The 17,442-nt window shown below is 66.3% G+C and carries 19 protein-coding genes; 2 read left to right on the forward strand and 17 right to left on the reverse strand.

What is annotated here, in order from left to right; genetic code table 11:
* Positions 1-60: 60 nt before the first annotated feature.
* From QX094_RS04525 to QX094_RS04540, 4 genes are all read right to left on the reverse strand, one after another.
* The gene (locus QX094_RS04525) at positions 61-693 is read right to left on the reverse strand and encodes a hypothetical protein (protein WP_315713477.1); all 633 of its coding nucleotides are present in this window, start codon (positions 691-693) and stop codon (positions 61-63) included.
* On the reverse strand, positions 690-1,220 hold the full coding sequence (locus QX094_RS04530) for a c-type cytochrome (protein ID WP_315713478.1): 531 nt from the start codon (positions 1,218-1,220) through the stop codon (positions 690-692). The genes QX094_RS04525 and QX094_RS04530 overlap by 4 nt, the downstream gene beginning before the upstream one ends.
* Positions 1,221-1,287: 67 nt before the next feature.
* Positions 1,288-3,066: a PQQ-dependent dehydrogenase, methanol/ethanol family gene (locus QX094_RS04535; protein ID WP_315769218.1), complete on the reverse strand. Its 1,779-nt coding sequence runs from the start codon at positions 3,064-3,066 to the stop codon at positions 1,288-1,290.
* Between the two features lie 91 nt (positions 3,067-3,157).
* Positions 3,158-3,682 carry a copper chaperone PCu(A)C gene (locus tag QX094_RS04540; RefSeq protein ID WP_315769220.1) on the reverse strand — a complete coding sequence of 175 codons (525 nt, stop codon included), beginning with the start codon at positions 3,680-3,682 and terminating at the stop codon, positions 3,158-3,160.
* 140 nt (positions 3,683-3,822) lie between these two features.
* On the opposite strand from QX094_RS04540, the gene QX094_RS04545 reads away from it, so the two are divergent.
* Complete coding sequence (locus QX094_RS04545) at positions 3,823-4,536, forward strand: GntR family transcriptional regulator (RefSeq protein ID WP_315713481.1); 714 nt, start codon at positions 3,823-3,825, stop codon at positions 4,534-4,536.
* A 100-nt stretch (positions 4,537-4,636) separates the two neighbouring features.
* On the forward strand, positions 4,637-5,323 hold the full coding sequence (locus tag QX094_RS04550; RefSeq protein WP_315825303.1) for a GntR family transcriptional regulator: 687 nt from the start codon (positions 4,637-4,639) through the stop codon (positions 5,321-5,323).
* Between the two features lie 121 nt (positions 5,324-5,444).
* Here the strand turns inward: QX094_RS04550 and QX094_RS04555 are convergent, their stop codons facing one another.
* From QX094_RS04555 to QX094_RS04615, 13 genes are read right to left on the reverse strand one after another with little or no spacing between them, the layout of a single operon-like run.
* Positions 5,445-6,812: a sensor histidine kinase gene (locus tag QX094_RS04555; RefSeq protein ID WP_315752381.1), complete on the reverse strand. Its 1,368-nt coding sequence runs from the start codon at positions 6,810-6,812 to the stop codon at positions 5,445-5,447.
* Entirely contained in the window at positions 6,787-8,244 is a 1,458-nt protein-coding gene (locus QX094_RS04560; RefSeq protein ID WP_315713484.1) for a sigma-54 dependent transcriptional regulator, read from the reverse strand. Before QX094_RS04560 ends, QX094_RS04555 begins: the two co-directional genes overlap by 26 nt.
* Positions 8,245-8,252: 8 nt before the next feature.
* The gene (gene hypE, locus QX094_RS04565) at positions 8,253-9,293 is read right to left on the reverse strand and encodes a hydrogenase expression/formation protein HypE (protein ID WP_315825305.1); all 1,041 of its coding nucleotides are present in this window, start codon (positions 9,291-9,293) and stop codon (positions 8,253-8,255) included.
* The gene (gene hypD, locus QX094_RS04570; protein ID WP_316184045.1) at positions 9,290-10,417 is read right to left on the reverse strand and encodes a hydrogenase formation protein HypD; all 1,128 of its coding nucleotides are present in this window, start codon (positions 10,415-10,417) and stop codon (positions 9,290-9,292) included. Before hypD ends, hypE begins: the two co-directional genes overlap by 4 nt.
* Positions 10,414-10,650 (reverse strand): HypC/HybG/HupF family hydrogenase formation chaperone, encoded by a 237-nt coding sequence (locus tag QX094_RS04575; protein ID WP_315754994.1) that lies wholly within the window; start codon positions 10,648-10,650, stop codon positions 10,414-10,416. Before QX094_RS04575 ends, hypD begins: the two co-directional genes overlap by 4 nt.
* Positions 10,650-12,917, reverse strand: coding sequence for a carbamoyltransferase HypF (gene hypF, locus QX094_RS04580; RefSeq protein WP_316184047.1), 2,268 nt, complete (start codon positions 12,915-12,917; stop codon positions 10,650-10,652). Before hypF ends, QX094_RS04575 begins: the two co-directional genes overlap by 1 nt.
* A complete protein-coding gene (gene hypB / locus QX094_RS04585; protein WP_316184049.1) occupies positions 12,914-13,891 on the reverse strand; it encodes a hydrogenase nickel incorporation protein HypB in 978 nt (325 codons plus the stop codon). The genes hypF and hypB overlap by 4 nt, the downstream gene beginning before the upstream one ends.
* Positions 13,891-14,232 carry a hydrogenase maturation nickel metallochaperone HypA gene (gene hypA / locus QX094_RS04590; protein WP_315752375.1) on the reverse strand — a complete coding sequence of 114 codons (342 nt, stop codon included), beginning with the start codon at positions 14,230-14,232 and terminating at the stop codon, positions 13,891-13,893. The genes hypB and hypA overlap by 1 nt, the downstream gene beginning before the upstream one ends.
* Positions 14,225-15,325 (reverse strand): nickel-dependent hydrogenase large subunit, encoded by a 1,101-nt coding sequence (locus QX094_RS04595; RefSeq protein ID WP_316184051.1) that lies wholly within the window; start codon positions 15,323-15,325, stop codon positions 14,225-14,227. Before QX094_RS04595 ends, hypA begins: the two co-directional genes overlap by 8 nt.
* Positions 15,322-15,822, reverse strand: a complete 501-nt coding sequence (gene hybE, locus QX094_RS04600) for a [NiFe]-hydrogenase assembly chaperone HybE (RefSeq protein ID WP_316187652.1) — start codon at positions 15,820-15,822, stop codon at positions 15,322-15,324. Before hybE ends, QX094_RS04595 begins: the two co-directional genes overlap by 4 nt.
* On the reverse strand, positions 15,819-16,031 hold the full coding sequence (locus tag QX094_RS04605; protein ID WP_315752372.1) for a rubredoxin: 213 nt from the start codon (positions 16,029-16,031) through the stop codon (positions 15,819-15,821). Before QX094_RS04605 ends, hybE begins: the two co-directional genes overlap by 4 nt.
* A complete protein-coding gene (locus QX094_RS04610) occupies positions 16,028-16,891 on the reverse strand; it encodes a hydrogenase expression/formation protein (protein ID WP_316169843.1) in 864 nt (287 codons plus the stop codon). The genes QX094_RS04605 and QX094_RS04610 overlap by 4 nt, the downstream gene beginning before the upstream one ends.
* Positions 16,888-17,334 (reverse strand): hydrogenase accessory protein, encoded by a 447-nt coding sequence (locus tag QX094_RS04615; protein ID WP_316188194.1) that lies wholly within the window; start codon positions 17,332-17,334, stop codon positions 16,888-16,890. The genes QX094_RS04610 and QX094_RS04615 overlap by 4 nt, the downstream gene beginning before the upstream one ends.
* Between the last annotated feature and the right edge of the window lie 108 nt (positions 17,335-17,442).

A 17,442-nucleotide genomic window follows, 5' to 3' on the forward strand; every position in this document is an offset into this window, starting at 1 on the left:
GGGTTCACGACGCCGACTGGCGCGCGCCTCCAGCGGAGCGCGATGAAGGTCGGCGGCGGATTAGTTGATATCCTTGGTGATCCGCACCAGCGTCTGATCGACGAAGCTCTTGGCGTCCTGATCCGGCTTGCGGAACAGCTCGCGCTCGACCGTCAGGGTCCGGCCGGGCACCGTCTTCTTGCAGACCTCGCGCAGGAACACGCCCCCGACGGGCTGCTCGCCTGCGGTCGGCTGCTGCTCCTTGCACTCCCAGCCCTCGGCGCCATAGCGCGACTTCACCTGGTTGCCGAGCAGGAACGCCTTCTTGCGAATATAGAGCCGCGCCTTCGGATCGGTCTCGATCGTCAGGCCGGTGACGGTGCCCTTGTCGTCGACCAGGACCGTCAGCAGCACGGGATGACCGGCCACCTTTGTGCCGTCCTGGCTGGTCGCCGGATCGAAATCGAAGCGCACCGCGTGCCGCGCCTGCTCGTCCGCGGGACAGTCGCGCCATGCCGACCACGCATTGAGCTTGCGATTCGGATCCTTGGCGCAAGTCAGATTGACATAGCCCTGATCGGGCAGGTCGCCGACCGGCATGCCGACGGTGATGTCACGCAGATCGTAGTTCGGCACCGCCTGCGCGGAGGCCGCGTGCATCACGAACGACAGCACGAACGTGGCGAAGATCGCAGCGCAGGTCGACCGCTTCATTTCGATGGCTCGCTTGCAGGCTTGGTGGCATTCGCCTTGTAGATATCGCAGACCCGCGACGTGTTGCCGAAGAAGGCGGTGCACTCGTCGTAGGTCGGCTCGCCGCGCCCCTTGATGTGCGCGAGCACGTAGTCTGCGACCGCCTCGATGTCGTTCGGCCGCAGGAACACGCCGCCTTCCGGCGGCATGCGCTCGCCGACATCCTGGCGGCTCATGCCGTAGCACTTCGCCGTGTCATAGGAGCCGCGCGCGAAGTACGGCATGCCCGTCCCGGGCCGGCCGCAGGTCACGGTCTCGATGATCTGGTCACGAGTGAGCTGCGTCCTGCGCAGCGACAGCGCGTCGCCGCCATAGCCACCACCGCCATTGCCGTGCCATTTGTGGCAGCCGACGCAGTTCGCGCGCTTGAACACGGCCTTGCCGGCCTCGGTCGGATCCGCCGGCGCCGCGGACTGCGCCAACGCGAGCGAAGCGGAGCCGAGGACGAGAGCCGACGTCACGGCGAACGTGATCGCACTGAGTTTCATCTGATCTTCTTGTCGAACAGGGGATAGGAGGCGGAGCGGAGGCCATGCCTCCGCTCCGCAGCCGACTTCACAGCGAGAAGACGTAGAGCATCGAGCCGGGCTGGATCTTCTTCAGCTCGGGCGTGGATTCGATGAACCACTTGTCCCAGGCGCCGCCGAGACCGACCAGGATCGCGACATACTGCTTGCCGTCGACCGAGAACGTCACGGGAGGCGCATTGACGCCGCCACCGGTGTTGAACTCCCACAGCTTCTGCAGGGTCTTGGCATCGAGCGCCATCACCTCGCCCGAGGGCTGGCCGGTGAAGACGAGATCGGGCGTCGACAGCATGCCACCGAGATTCGGGAACGGCGTCTCCATCTTGCCGGCGATCTTGCCGGTGGTGACGTCGATCGCGGTCACGCTGCCCGTGATCTTGAACGGCTGGCTCGGTCCGCCGCCGGTCCAGAACTCGCGCGGCTTCAGCTTGTCCTTGGTCGCTTCTTCCACGGTGATCCGGTTGCAGCTCTCGATGACAGGGATGTACCAGAGCTTCAGGTCCGGATTGTACGAGGTCGGCGGCCAGTTCTTGCCGCCCATGTTGCCTGGGCAGATGTCCGCGACCTTGTTCTCACGATGCGGCGACACCGACGCATTGTAGCGCTGCACCGGGTTCTTCGGATCATACTCGATCGGCTTGCCGGTCTCGGCATCGAGCCCCTTGGTCCAGGTCACCTTCTTGACGAAGGGCAGGCCCCAGATGAACTTGCCGCTGGTGCGGTCGATCGCATAGGCAAAGCCGTTGCGGTCGGCCTCGAGCGCGAGCTTCAGGGTCGAGCCGTTCGGCGCGGGCACATCGACCAAGACGTTCTCGGCGACGCTGTCATAGTCGAAGGGATCGTTCGGCGTGTGCTGATAGTGCCACTTGATCTTGCCGGTGTTGGCATCGAGCGCCAGCGAACTGTCGGTGTAGAGGTTGTCGCCCGGACGATAGGCGTTGTCCCAGTCCGGACCGGGATTGCCGACGCCCCAGATGATGGTGTCGGTCGCCGGGTCGTAGGTCCCGGTCACCCAGGTCGAGCCGCCGCCGGCCGCGGCCGCGTCGTTGCTGTCCTTCCAGGTCTCGCTGCCCGGCTCGCCCTTCCCCGGAATGGTGTGGGTGCGCCAGACCTCCTTCTGCGTGCCGAGATCGGTCGCCGCGATCCAGCCGCGGATGCCGTATTCGGCGCCGGCCACGCCCGAGATCGCCATGTTCTTCACGATCAGCGGCGCACCGGTGATGACCTCGCCCTTGTCGGGATCGGCGACCTGGCGCTGCCAGGCGACCTGTCCGGTCTCCTTGTTGGTCGCGATCAGGCGGCCGTCGAGCGTGTGCGAAATGACCAGATTGCCCCACAGCGCGACGCCGCGATTGTCGACGCCGCAGCAGGCGATGGCGCCGGCCCAGTCGTGATCCGTCTTCGGATCCATCTTCCAGACCAGTTGGCCTTTGCCACCGCGCGCGTCGATCTTGTAGACCGAGCCCCAGCCGTCGGTGACGTAGATCATGCCGTTCTCGACGATCGGCGTGCCTTCGAGACCGCCGTGGCTCCAGATGCCGCCGCCCTCGACGCCGCCGAGATGCATCGTCCAGGCGACCTTCAGGTTCTTGACGTTATCCTTGTTGATCTCCCTCAGCGCCGAGAACCGTGTGCCCGAGTAGTTCTTATGATGGTGCAGCCAGTTGCCGGCTTCGTTGTCGGCGTTGAGAAGCCGTTCGGGGGTCATCTCGTCGGCGGCCTGCGCCGGCGATGCAAGCTGGAAACAGGCGAAGGCTGCGCTGGCCAGCAGCACCGCCCGCAGGGTCGACCTGACGTTAGTCCTCATCGTTTCCTTCTCCCATTATATTGATTATGAGTTGGAGCGAATACCGCTCCGCCAAGCGCGACGGCGGAGGGCAGCAGGCGACAAACACGCTTCAAGGGGACTTGCGAACCTCGACCTCCGTTTCGATGGATCCTGCTTTCTGGAACACGATCGTGCAGGTGAAGCGCTTGCCTGGCTCGAGCGGCTCCCGCGTCTGCAGCAGCATCACGTGATAGGCGGTCGGCAGCAGCACCAGCGTGCTGCCCGCGGCAATTGGAATGTTGGGAATGGAGCGCATCGCCGGCGCGCCTTCGCCGCGGTCGACGGTGTGCCGCTCCGAAAAATTTGCGATCGGACAACGCACGCGCATCAAGGCTTCCGGCGCGGTCGTGTCATTCTTGATCGTGATCAGCAACGGGATGTCGCGTCCCACCTCGGGCGCCGCCGGCACCCACGCATCCGACAGGGTCAGGCCTTCTCCGGCCACCCCGAGCGCAGGCGCCATCGCTGCAACCGACGCCACAGAGGCCGCCAGCAATGCGCGCGAGACCGCCGGCATCACGCCGGCGCGCACGCTGCCCTCCGAGCGCGCGGACCAAACCTGATCGCGCTCCAGACTGGTCGGATCTTCCGACAACGGAGTCCCTCCCCTATATGGCCGCCTCTTTAACTTGCCCTAGGGCGGCGCCCTTTTTTGAATTCGTACTCTGAATTCGAATACGTCGCAAATGGATTTTCTGTCTTGACATGCTAATGTCCGGCAAAACGTGATGACCCATGCGAATCGTGCCCGCCGCTCCCTCTCTGGTCGACCAGGTCGTCGAAGCCATCACTGACGAGATCGTCAGCGGCGTTCTCGCGCCGGGCTCGCGGCTGATCCAGGACGATCTGGCCCAGGCTTACGGAGTGTCGCGCCAGCCGGTTCAGCAGGCGCTGATCCTGCTGCGCGGCTGCGGGCTGGTGCAGAGCGCGCCGGGCCGCGGGTTGATCGTGGCGCCGCTCGACCCCGGCTTCGTCCGGGACCTCTATGAGATGCGGGCAGTGCTCGAAGGCCTCGCGGCGCGACTGGCCGCCGAGCGGGCGAGCGATCGCGCTGCGCGCGAAGGTCCGGCCTACATCGCGGCCGGCTACGAGGCGGTGAAGAGCGGGCTCGTCAACCGCAAGATCGAGACCGACATCGCCTTCCATCGCTTCCTCGGCGACCTCTCCGGCAACGCGCTGATCGGCGAGACGATGGCACCGCATTGGCCGTGCCTGAAGCGGGTGATGTCCGACGTGCTGCAGAAGGAGCAGAGCATGTCACGGATGGTCTGGGACGAGCATGAGGACATTCTTGCAGCCGTCATCGAGGGCCGCAGCGCCGAGGCCGAACGGCTGAGCCGGGAGCACATTTCGCGCGCGGCCAGCGTGTTCATCCATCACCTCGAAATCCAGCAGGACAGCAAGTCCAAGCAGCGGCGGACGCTCACTGCGCGGAAATTCCCGCTATGACTCCGTTCAAACCGACAGCGGCCGCAATGCGAGCGCTGGGCTCCGGCACGGCAGCCTCGCATTCGCGACCGGACATCACACCTGATCCCGTGGAGGCCGTGTGCCGCCGCTGAAGACCCAGCCGAGCCTGACCGAACGCGTCTACGAGCGCATTCTCTCCGACATCGTCGGCGGGGAGTTGCCGGAATCTGCCCGCCTCATCCAGGACGATCTGGCCCGCGACCTCGGCGTCTCGCGCCAGCCGGTGCAGCAGGCCCTGCTGCTGCTGCGCAATCAGGGCTTTGTGCGCGAGGCGCCGGGCCGCGGCCTGGAAGTCGCGCCGATCGACACCGACTTCATCCGCAACCTCTATGAAATACGCGCGGTCGCCGAGGGCCTCGCCTGCCGGCTCGCGGCGACCCGCGGCGCCAAGCGAGCGGCCGAGGAAGGCCCGAATTTGATCGAGCAGGGCCGGCGCGCCGAGCGCGAGCATTCGGTCGAGAAGCTGATCGAGGCCGACGTCAGGTTTCATGAATTCCTCTACGAGATCTCCGGCAACTCCGTCATCCAGGACACCACCCTGCCGCATTGGCTGCATCTGCGCCGGCTGATGGGCGAGGTGCTGATGCGCGACGAGACGCCGCGGCGGATCTGGGATCAGCATGAGGACATCCTGCGGGCGGTGATCGCGGGCGATGCGCAGACAGCCGAGGATCTTGCCAGGCAGCACATCACGCGAACCGCAACCGTGCTGCTGGCGCGGTTGACCAATCAGCGCGAGCGCGTGCCGGTCGCAACGGCGTCCTGATCACCTCGGGCTTGGCTTCTGCCCGCAACATCCGACGGCACCGCCGTCAGGAACCCCAGCATCGTTTCGAAGGGATACCCAGCATCCCACTTCAGCGTCGGCAGCAGCGCCGCCGCTATGGTCAAGCCGCCGGCAAGCTGAAAGAGAACGTGGCGCCGCCCTGCGGCTCGTTGCTGGCCAACAGCTCGCCGCCGTGCTCGCGGACGATGCCGTAGCTGATCCACAGCCCGAGCCCCGTCCCCTCCCCGACGCGCTTGGTGGTGAAGAACGGCTCGAAGATGTGGGTCAGATGATCCTTGTCGATGCCCGGGCCGTTATCGGTGATGCGAAAGGCGATCTCGCTGCCCTGGCGCGCCACCGCGACCAGAAGGCGCGGCAGGTCGGTCGATCGCATCGCGTCGATCGCGTTCTCCACGAGGTTGACGATCACCTGATGCAGCTGGCCTTCGTTGCCCAAGATCCACAGATCCGGCTCGACCTCGATCTGGATGTCGACACGATGCTGCTTGGTGCGCCCTGCCCACAGCACGGCGGTATTGATCAGTCGCTCGATGTTGACGCGCTCGACCTCGCCGAGCTTCGAGAACGACAGGCGGCGCAGGTTCTTGACGATCTCGCTGATGCGCACCGCGCCTTCCAGCGTGCCGTCGATCAGCGGCCCGAAATCCTCGAGGATGGCGTCGATCCTCAGATCCGAGCGAAGCGCTGCGATGTCCTCGCTGACCGGCTGCTCATGGATGGCATCGAGATAGCCGACCAGCGAGGTGCGGTAGCGCATCAGGGTGTGGATGTTGCCATAGACGAAGCTGATCGGATTGTTCAGCTCGTGGGCCACGCCGGCGACGAGCCGGCCGAGGCTCGCCATCTTCTCCTGCTCGACCAATTGCCGCTGCGCCCGCTGCAACTCCTGATGCGCCTTGTGCAGGGCCTCATAGGCGCGGCGCAGCTCGCCGATCGGACGGCCCGTCAGCACGACGCCGATGAAGCGGCCGCGATGGTCATGCCGCGGCGAGCTGTTGATCGCGAACAGATCGGAGCTGACGCCGGCTGCCGCGGCAAAGCGCAATTCACCGTCGACCACATCGGCGCTGCTGCGCGGCTTCAGCAGCGAGGCGAGCTTGGGCCGATGATCGGGATCGATCATCTCGGCGATATCGCGACCGGCGATGTCGGCCAAGGCCCGTCCCGATGTCTGCAGGAATGCGGAGTTGGCCTGCTGTACCGTGCCCCTGGCGTCGCAGACGACCAGGATGTCGGAGACGGACTCGATGACGTTGGTGACGAAGGCCTGGGCTTCCTCGAGCTCGGCGTTCTTGTGCTCGAGATCGACCTCGTAGCGCAGCAGGTCGGAATAGACCTCGTCCATCTTGCGGATCACTTCGATCCACACGCCTTCGCGCTCGCTGTCGAGTTCGAGCGTGCTGCTGCTCGCGATAAGCTTGAGCAGCGTGTCAGCCCCGGACTCAGGAGAGTGAGTGGCCTTTGCCATGTTTCTTCAGATCGTATCTCGACAATTTGTTCCGGAGCCCCACCCTTGACAGGCCGAGCTCGCTGGCGACGCGACTGATGTTACCATCATATTTCTCCAGACAGTGAACGATGATGGTCTTTTCAAGATCCTCGACCCTGTCCTTCAGGCTCCCGGAACCGTTGAGCTTGCCATTGGCGATCGCGGGCGCGGCGCGGCGGCCGTTGCGCCGGCCGGCGAACGGCGGACAGCGCAGTTCGTCGGCATCGGCCAGCACGGCCATGCGCTGGATCTCGTTCTGCAACTCGCGAACATTGCCGGGCCAGTGATAGCGGGAGAATTCCTCCAGCGCCGCCGGTGCGAACCGCAGATGCGGCCGGTTGAACGATGTCTTCACCGCCGACAGCACGCCCTCGGCGATCAGCGGAATGTCCATCGGACGCTCGCGCAAGGACGGCATGTGCACCGGAAACGCGGCGAGCCGGTAGTACAGATCGCGGCGGAAGCGGCCGGCTTCGACTTCGGCCTCGAGATCCCGGTTGGTGGCAGCGACCACGCGCACGTCGACCTGGCGCACGCGCTGCGCGCCGAGCGGCCGGATCTCGCTCTCCTGCAGCACACGCAGCAACTTGACCTGAAAGGCGGGGGATGTCTCGCCGATCTCGTCGAGAAAGATGGTGCCGCCGTCGGCGACCTCGAACAGGCCGATGCGGTCCTGATAGGCGCCGGTGAACGCGCCCTTCTTGCAGCCGAACAGCTCGCTCTCGAGCAGCTCATCGGGTAGCGCGCCGCAATTCTCGACCACGAAGGCCTTGGTGGCGCGCGCAGAGCCATAGTGAATCGCACGCGCCAGGAGCTCCTTGCCGGTGCCGGATTCGCCGGTGATCAAGACCGAGATGTCGTAGTCGGCGGCGCGCCGGCCGAGCTCGATCACGTTGCGCATCGGGCTCGCCGCCGAATGCACGATGCGGTCGAAATCATAGAGCTGCTTGGCGGCGCCGCGCTTGACCGACACCACCTTCTTGATGTGGGCCGGCGTGGCCTTCACGTCGACGCCGGCGGTCTCCGTCTCCTTCTGCAGCCGGTACAACTGCACGGCCTCGCGGACGATCTCGATCAGGCGATCCGGCTGCCAGGGCTTTGTGATGTACTGATAGATGCCGGCCTCGTTGAGGCCGGCGATGATGTCCTCGGAGTCCGAATAGCCGGAGATGATCATCCTGACAGGGTCGGGCCACATCTCGCGCACGCGCTTCAGGAAGCTGACGCCGGATTCCTGCGGCATGCGCTGGTCGCAGATCACGGCATGCACGATCTCGCCTTCGAGCAGCTTCTCGGCGTCGTTCGTGTTGCCGGCACACAAGACCTCGAAGTCCTGGTTGAGGACGCGGCGCAGCGCCTCCTGCGACCGGACCTCGTCATCCACGACCAGTATCGTTCCCTGGATCCCCATCGCGCGTCTCAGCAGATCCGCGGCAACTGCTCGCCGGACAGCCAGTCGACGATACGGCCGCCGCCGAAGCTCGTCGCCATCTGGACGAAGCGGTGATCATCGGCCACCGCTTCGCCGATGTCAGCCGCATCGCGGCCGAGCGGATGCGCCCTCATGGCGGCGAGCACGGCGCCGGCCAGCTCCGGCGCGACCACCGCGACGAGCTTGCCCTCATTGGCGACGTGGAGCGGATCGAGCCCGAGCAGCTCGCAGGCGGCAGCGACCGCAGGCTTCACCGGAATCGCTTCCTCCTGCAGACGGAAGCCGAGATTGGACTGCTGCGCGATCTCGTTCATCGTGGCCGCAACCCCGCCGCGCGTGGGATCGCGCATCAGCCGGATGCCGGCGCCGCCGGCTGCAACCATGTCGGCGACGAGCCCGTGCAGCGAGGCCGAGTCGGAGATGATCTCGGTGTCGAAGGTGAGGTTCTGCCGCCGCGACATGATCGCCACGCCGTGATCACCGAGGCTGCCGGACAACAGCACGCGGTCGCCGGGCCTGGCCTTGTCGGCCGAGAGATCGAGGCCGTCCGGCAGCACGCCGACGCCGGCCGTCGAAATGAACACGCCATCCGCCTTGCCGCGCTCGACCACCTTGGTGTCGCCGGTGATGATCGCAATCCCCGCCTCGCGCGCCGCCTCGCCCATCGCATCGGCGATCCGTTTCAGGTCGGAAAACGCAAACCCCTCCTCGATGATGAAGCTCGCCGACAGATACAGCGGCCTGGCGCCGGCCATGGCGATGTCGTTGACCGTGCCGTGCACCGCCAGCGAGCCGATATTGCCGCCGGGGAAGAACAGCGGCGAGACCACGTAGCCGTCGGTCGTCATCACCATGCGGCCGGCGGCGACGTCGAACGCCGACTGGTCGTTGCCACGCGCCAGCCATTCATTGCCGAACGCCTCGTGGAACAGGCCGGCAATCAGTTGCGCCATCGCGCGACCGCCGGCGCCATGCGAGAGATCGACGCAGCCGTTCTTCATGTCGAGCCGGCGCTGATGCATGCTCATGATGCAAGCCTCCGCTGATGGTCGCGGAAGCGGCCATAGGTCCAATGCGCCGCGCAGGCGCCTTCCGACGACACCATGCAGGAGCCGATCGGCGTCTCCGGCGTGCAGGCGGTGCCGAACAGCCGGCAGTCCACCGGCTTCTTCAGGCCGCGCAGAATGGCCGGACATTCGCAGGCCGGATTGTCGGCCACAACCAGCTCGGACATGGCAAAGCGCAGCTCGGCGTCGAGATGCGCGAAGGCGGGCCGCAGTTTCAATGCGCTCGCCGGAATGCTGCCGAGGCCGCGCCATTCGAACTGGTCGCGCAGTTCGAAGATCTCGGCGACCTCGCGGATGGCGCGCTGGTTGCCGCTGGCGGTGACGGCGCGACGGTACTGGTTCTCCACCTCGTGGCGGCCGTCATTGACCTGCTCGATCAGCATCAGGATCGCCTGCATCATGTCGAGCGGCTCGAAGCCTGCGATCACGACGGGCTTGCCGTCATCGCGCGCGAACGGCGCGTAGGGCTCGGTGCCGATCACGGTCGAGACATGCGCCGGCCCGACGAAGCCGTCGATCTCGACCGTGTCGTCGCTGTCGAGGATCGCGCGCATCGCCGGCGGCGTCAGCACGTGGTTGCAGAACACGGTGAAGTTCGACAGCTGCTTCTTCTCGGCGGCCCGGATCATCACGGCGGTCGGGGGCGTCGTGGTCTCGAAGCCGATGGCGAAGAACACCACCTCGCGACCAGGATTCTGCTCGGCCAGCGCGATCGCATCCAGCGTCGAATACACCATGCGGACGTCGGCGCCGCGCGCTTTCGCCTTGAGCAGCGAGGACCCGCGCGAGCCCGGCACGCGCATCAGGTCGCCATAAACGCAGAGGATGACCTCGGCCCGTTCGGCCAGCGCGGTCGCCATGTCGATGCGCCCGGCGGGCAGCACGCAGACCGGACAGCCGGGGCCATGGATCATGCGCACATTGTCGGGCAGCATGTCCTCGAGGCCATAGCGCGCGATCGCATGGGTATGTCCGCCGCAGAACTCCATGAAGCGATAGGCGCGCGCCGGATCGGCCTTGGCGCGGATGGCGCGCGCAAGACCTGTCGCCAACTCCTTGTCGCGAAACTCGTCGGCATATTTCATGGCCTGACCTCCGCCACAGCCTCGCCCATCTGCCGGAGCAGGTCGAGCGTCTCGCGCGCCTCCTCCGGATCGATCTTGGCCAGCGCATGGCCGACATGGAGAATGACGTAGTCGCCGACGGCGATCTCCTCGATCAGCGCGACCGAGACCTCCTTGCTGACGCCGTCGATCGAGACGATCGCCATGTCGTCGGCCAAGAGCTTGATCACCTCGGCAGGAATGGCCAGGCACATCAGACGGTCCCTCCAGACATCATGTTGTTTTGTGTGAGATGCAGACCGGCCACCCAGGCCTGCCCGAGGCTGAGGCCGCCGTCATTGGGCGGCAGACGGCGCGGCAGGAACGGATCGAGCCCTGCGGACCGGCAGCCGCGCACGATCTGTTCGGCCAGATGCGCATTGAGAAAACAGCCGCCGCTCAGCGCGATCGTACCGATGCCGGTCGCGCGCGAAGCTCTCACGATCCAGTCGACGCAGGCCGCGGCCAACGTGCCGTGAAACAGCCCCGCCGCTTCGACAGCGTCGAGATCACGCGCGATCAGATGCGCGAGCAGCGGCCGCAGCGACAGCACGCCATCGGCAATGGTCCAGCCGCGCTCCAGCGCTGCCGGTTCGCGCACCAGCGCCTCCAGCTTCATGGCCGCCTCGCCTTCGTAGCTCTGCACCGTGGTGACACCGAGCAGTCCGGCCACGGCATCGAACAGCCGGCCGGCGCTGGTGGTGACCGGAGCATCGGCACGATCCAGCAGCATGGAGATGTTGCGCGACTGTGTCTGGGCCGCGAAACGCCGCCCGATCTCGTCACCGCGACCGATGTCGTGCAGCACGGACGCCGCCATCCGCCACGGCTCGCGTGCGGCCCGGTCGCCGCCCGGCATCTTCAACGGAGCGAGATGGCCGAGGCGCTGGAAGCCGGCGCCGTCGCACGACAGCAGTTCACCGCCCCAGGCGCCGCCATCGCTGCCATAGCCGTAGCCATCCAGCACCAGCGCGATTGCGGGGCTGGTCACGCCATGCTCGGCCATGACCGAGGCCGCATGCGCCTGGTGATGCTGCACCGGCAGCGTCGGCAGACCGTGTGCCTGCGCGAACCGCGTCGACGCCATATCCGGATGCAGGTCATGCGCGATCGCGACCGGCTGGACGTCGAGGATGGCGGTGAGATGCGCAATCGTCTCTTCGAAGAAGCGGATCGCCGCCGCCGTGTCGAGATCACCGAGATGCTGCGACACGAACGCCTCGTCGCCGCGCGTCACCGTCACCGTCGCCTTCAGCTGAGCGCCGACCGCGAGCACCGGCGGCATGGTGCGCGCGAGCCGGATCGGCTCCGGAACATAGCCGCGCGCACGCCTGACGAAGCGGGGAACGCCGGCCACGACGGCAAGCACGGAATCGTCGGCGCGGATGACGATGTCCCGGTCGTGGGTGACGATCAGATCCGCAATGTCGGCAAGATCCGCGAGCGCCTCGGCGTTGTCGGTCAGCAGCGGCTCCCCGCTCGGATTGGCGCTGGTGCAGACCAGCGCCCATGGTCTGTCGGCAGCCGCGCGGCGGCCCGCCTCCAGCACATGGAAGATCAGATGATGCAGCGGAGCGACCGGCAGCATCACCCCGATCTTTGCGAGACCTGGTGCGACCGAGGACGCAACACGCTGGCGTGAGCGCAACAGCACGATCGGCCGCGCCACCCGCTCCAGCAGCGCGCGCTCAGGCGCATCGATCTCGGCAATCTCAGTTGCGGCGTCGGCCGTGGCCAACATCACGGCAAACGGCTTGCCGTTGCGCTGCTTAAGCCCGCGCAGCCGCCGGACGGCCTGCTCATCCTGGGCGTCACAGAGCAGCTGATAGCCACCGAGACCCTTGATGGCGACGATCCTGCCATTCGCGAGCGCGGCTGCGATATCATCGATGCCATGGCTGAGCCGCGGACCGCAGCGCGGACACGAGATCGCCTCGGCATGAAAGCGGCGCCCTGCAGGATCTTCGTAGTCGGACCGGCACGCCTCACACATCGGAAAGTGCTTCATCGCCGTGGACACGCGATCGTAAGGCAGGCGCTCGGCGATGGTGAAGCGCGGGCCGCAATGGGTGCAGTTGACAAAAGGATAGAGATGGAAGCGGCTGCCGGGATCGAACAGCTCGGCCAGGCATGCGGCACAGGTGGCTGCGTCCGGCACGATCCGCGTCGTGACGCGCCCGCCCACGCTCCCGGCGATCCGGAAGCCCGTGCCGATACCGGCCGCGATCGGCTCGACGGCGATGTCGTCGATGCGCGCCAGCGGCGGCGTCTGCCGCGGCAGGGCCTCGATGAATTCGGCGACCTCGTCGCCCTCGACCTCGATCAGCACGCCATCAGCATCGTTGGCGACGAAGCCGCCGAGCCGATGGCGGGTTGCCAGACCATGGACATAGGGACGAAAGCCGACGCCCTGCACGGCCCCGCGGACACGGAGCCGGAGGCACGTATGGTTCGCCGCCGATGTCCGGCCGGGCGTGCTCATCCCCGCACCGCGTTCGCTGCGCCCGCCCGCATCCGCTCAGACTGCTTCCTGATCCAGGCGTAGAACGCCGAAAGGCCCTCGCCTGTCTTCGCGGAGATCGTCAGCACCTCGATCTTCGGATTGACGCGGCGGGCATATTCGATCGTCTGCGCAAGATCGAAATCGAGCACCGGCGCCAGATCGATCTTGTTGATGAGCATCAGCGATGACGCTGCAAACATGTCGGGATATTTGAGCGGCTTGTCCTCGCCCTCGGTGGTCGAGAACACGACGATCTTGCAGGCCTCGCCGAGATCGAAGGCGGCCGGACATACGAGGTTGCCGACATTCTCGATGAACAGCAGCCCGCCGCGCAGTGACGGCAGCCGGCCAAAGGCTTCGCCGACCATGGCCGCGTCGAGATGACAGCCCTTGCCGGTGTTGATCTGGATCGCCGGCACGCCGGTGGCGCGGATGCGCTCGGCATCGTTGGAGGTCTGCTGGTCGCCCTCGATCACCGCGACGGGCCGACTCTGCTTGAGATCGGAGACGGCGCGGACCAGCAGCGAGGTCTTGCCGGCGCCCGGGCTGGAAACGAAGTTGAATGCCAGCACGTCATGCGCGGCGAAGCGCGCGCGGTTTTCTGCCGCGAGCCGGTTGTTCTTGCCGAGAATGTCGCGTTCGATCTGGATGATGCGCCCGCTGGAGAGGCCGGCAACCTCCTGCCCGGCCGGATTGGCCGAACAGTCGACGTGGTCGGCAGCATGATCATGTTGATGATCATGCGCGCGACCGTGATCATGCGGGTCATCATCGTGATGGTGACCATGCTCGTGAACATGATCATGATGATGATGGCCGTGATGGTGATGATGTCCGGACTGATCATGGCTGTGATCGTGTCCATGAGCCTGATGATGCTTACCGTGATCGTGATGATGATCACCGGATTCGACGGAGGGCTTGCCGTCGCTGCAGCCACACACCGTGCACATTACTCGACCTCCAGCTCCTTGACCCGCATGTCCTCACCGCCCGTGACCTGCAGCTGATGACTGCCGCAGGCCGGACAAGACTGATAGCGTTGACTGATCTCGACGCCGCGCGAGCAGCCCAGGCACCATGCCGTGCCCGGCTGTTCGATGATCTCGAGCGCTGCCCCGTGCAACAGGGTTTTCGCGGTCACCGCCTCGAAACAGAATCGCAGCGCCTCCGGCGCGACATGGCTGAGCGCACCGATCTCCAACCACACGGTCTTCACCGTGGAGAAGGCGCCCTTACGTGCCTCCTGCTCGACGATCTCGACGATGCCTTCGCACAGCGCCATCTCATGCATCGGCCATCCCCCGGAACGCCAGGTGATAGCCGACGCAGGGATCGAACGATCCGACCATCGTATGGATGGCCTGGCGATCGACGGTGCCGCGCAGCGCAACCCCCGTGAGGCTCCTCACGACAGGACCGCGCGGGTGAAAATTCCATTCCGTCGGCGCCAGATACTCGAAACGCGAGACCGCGCCGTGCGCATCCAGCTCGATCGCGTGATGCAGCCGGCCGCGCGCGCATTCGACTGCGGCGGCGCCGCGCCGCGACCCGAGCGCGTAGCTTGCGACGGCATGCGGGTCGGCCGCCTGGTCCTCCGCCTCGCCGGTCTCGATCCAGCGGAACAGCTCAGCAATCTCAGCTATCTTGGCTGAGAGACGTTCGACGGGACCAGCCGATGCCAATTGATGGCGCTCCGCATAGCGGGCCCAGACTCCGGTCTCCGGAACGCGGCCGTCGAGCTCGGGAGCCTCAGCAAAGGCAGATCCCACGTCGATCAATTGCGTGACGATGGCGCCATCATCGGCGGCCGACAGGATGTCATGCTCGGCCGGCATGTGCCTCCATCCTCCATCATCGGCGGCCTTCCGGGCCGCGTCCATCATCGATGCAAGCGGAGTTCCCGGCAGAACCGGCTCCGCTGGCAAGCCTATGCCCAGAGCCACCATGCCCGTCTTGATCTGAGACAAGGTTGCAGCGCGAGATTGCTGCGAGACGCCGGAATGCGTCTGTAGCGCCGCGATCGCCTGCAAGAGCCGTGGCACCGGCTGCGCAGCACTACGATTGTCCGCCATTGAAGCGATCAGCAGACCGCGCATGAGTTCGGCGAAGCGTTCCGTCAGCACGGCCTCGATCCGACGATGACGCGTCGACGGCTTCGCCTGCTCGCCGCGCGCCGCTTCCAGCGCCGAGAGCAGCGCGACCTGATGCGCACCGGCGCACAGCGAGAACAGCCGCGGCAGGGCCGCAAGCAGCATCTCGGCCGGCTTGCCGGCGAACAGCCGTCCCAGCGGCGGCCGCGTGCGCGGCTGAATGTCGACGCCTGTGATCCGCCGATCGGCGACCGACAGCGTCACGTCGATGCGGTTGCGAAAGCCGAGGGTCATGCGCGGCCCTCGGAGAGGGGGCCGCGCAGGAACGCGCGGCGATCGATCGTCGACGCCTTCGCGGCGCGTTCGGACAACGCCTCGTCCTCAGGTGCCGCCGTCAGCGCGGCCAGCGCGGCCTCCGCCGCCGCACGCGCCGCGGCCATGTCCGCGAACTCGAACATCGGCGAGAACAGCGAGCAGCTCGCGATCCGCCCGATCCCGGCGATATCGCCGATCGTGAACTCGAACGAGCCGGCCGGAAGCACGATCTTGACGACGGATCCCGCGGAATCCTGGGCGGCCGGAGTGACCACGTTCATGAACCAGGGCGTGACGACGATGCCGAGGATGCGGCCCTCAACCACCGAAAATCCGATCGCCTCGACGTCGAGCGCGTCGTGATAGATCGGCAGCTCGCGCATCGCACGCGCGCCGATCCCACGATAGACGCCGGCGAGACGCTCGCCCCACGCGACCGGCGTGACGTCAGACCTGCCCTGCGCGTCCGCGCTCATTGCTCGACCACCATGAACTTGGTCTTCGGCGCGTCGCAGTTCGGGCAATGCCAGTCGTCCGGCAGCGCCGCGAACGGCGTGCCCGGCGCAATCTGGGCGACGCCGTCACCGTCGGCCGGATCGTAGCGCGTCCAGCAGATGCCGCACTCCAACAGCGCGTCATCAGCGAGATCGCTGCGGACACCGTAATTCTCGAAGCCGCCGTTCATGTGAAATAGGCCTCGATGATCTGGGTCAGGCGCTCGGCCGAATCCTCGAAATCCTCGGCTGCAGCGAGCGCGACCACCGGCACGCCGCCGACTTCGAGGGTGTCGAGAATGATCGTATCCATGGCGTTGAAGAACTGCACCGACCAGACATGGCGGATGCCGGTCGCGAGCACGCGGCAGGTGCCGTAGCCGCGCGACATCAACTGGATCGGGCCGTTGCCGAGCGTCTGCTGCAGGAAGCTCATGTCGGCCGGGCTCATCGGCAGCAGCGTGAAGTTGATGGTCTGCGAGCGCTGGCCCGGTCGCCAGGACAGCGCGCGCTCGCGGATCTCGGCGAGCACCGGCAGCGCGTTCATCGTGCCCTCGGGCACCGGTCCGATCGCGATGTCATTTGCGGTCAGGTCGGCGGCCGCGCGCGACACGATCTCCGGCACGGCGCCGACTTCGATGTAGTCGTGGCGCTCATCCGCTTCCAGCCGCACCCGCCAGATGCCGGCGAGCACCGATTCCTGGATCTGGGCCAGCGTCCCGTCGGGAAGAGCCACGACGCCCGCGACCTCGCCCTCGCCCAGCACGTCGTCGATCAGCCGCCGCTCGAGATCGTTGAGGCCTTCGAGACGGAATAATTGCGTCGGTGCGCCGGCCGTCTGCGCCGCGGTGGCGGATGCAATCGTCGACAGCAGTTCGACCGCGCGCGGACAGCTCCGCGCCAGCGCCTCCGAGTCGAGCGAGGCCAGCTTGGCCAGCGCTCCGGAGGCGGTCAGCCCCTTGTGGGAGGTATCGAGCGCCTCTTCGCCGATCGGAAAGATGTTGACCGGCTCCTCGGCTCCTTCAGGCGCGATCCAGAATCCCGGCTTCATCGCTCGACTCCCGCAGGCTGATGGACTGGGACGATGCTGGCGACGACCGCCGCCGTCGCGCCCTGCGGCCGGTCGATCAGCCGCGAGATGCGATCGACATAAACAGACCAGTCCTGGATCTTGGCAATCAGGCCGAGCGTCTCTCCCCCGCGGCACAGGATCAGGCTCGGCTGCACACGCACGCCGAATCGCGCCCCGATCTCGGCCTCCGCTTCGCGCGCGACGACCGCGCCGCGCAGCCGGCCCTGAAACGCCGTGATCAGCTCCGGCAGCACGATGGCCACGTCCAGTGCCTCTGGAAACCGCGCGGGATCCCCGGCCGACAGCAGCACGGCGACAAGCCCGGCGCAATCAGCCTCGGAGAGAAAGGCATCGACGGTGCCGGTATCGACCTCCGGCAACCCGCCTCGCGCGCGCGGGGGGTCACGCTGCTGCATTTCCATCGGTGTTTCTCCCTGACCAGTTATCGTTGCCATATTCCCCATGATCAGCAATCGACGTGCCAGACGCCCACGCGGGGCCAAGAATGCTCAAGGCATTGAAAAATATTA

The organism is Bradyrhizobium sp. SZCCHNS1050, from assembly GCF_032484785.1.
Taxonomy (GTDB): domain Bacteria; phylum Pseudomonadota; class Alphaproteobacteria; order Rhizobiales; family Xanthobacteraceae; genus Bradyrhizobium.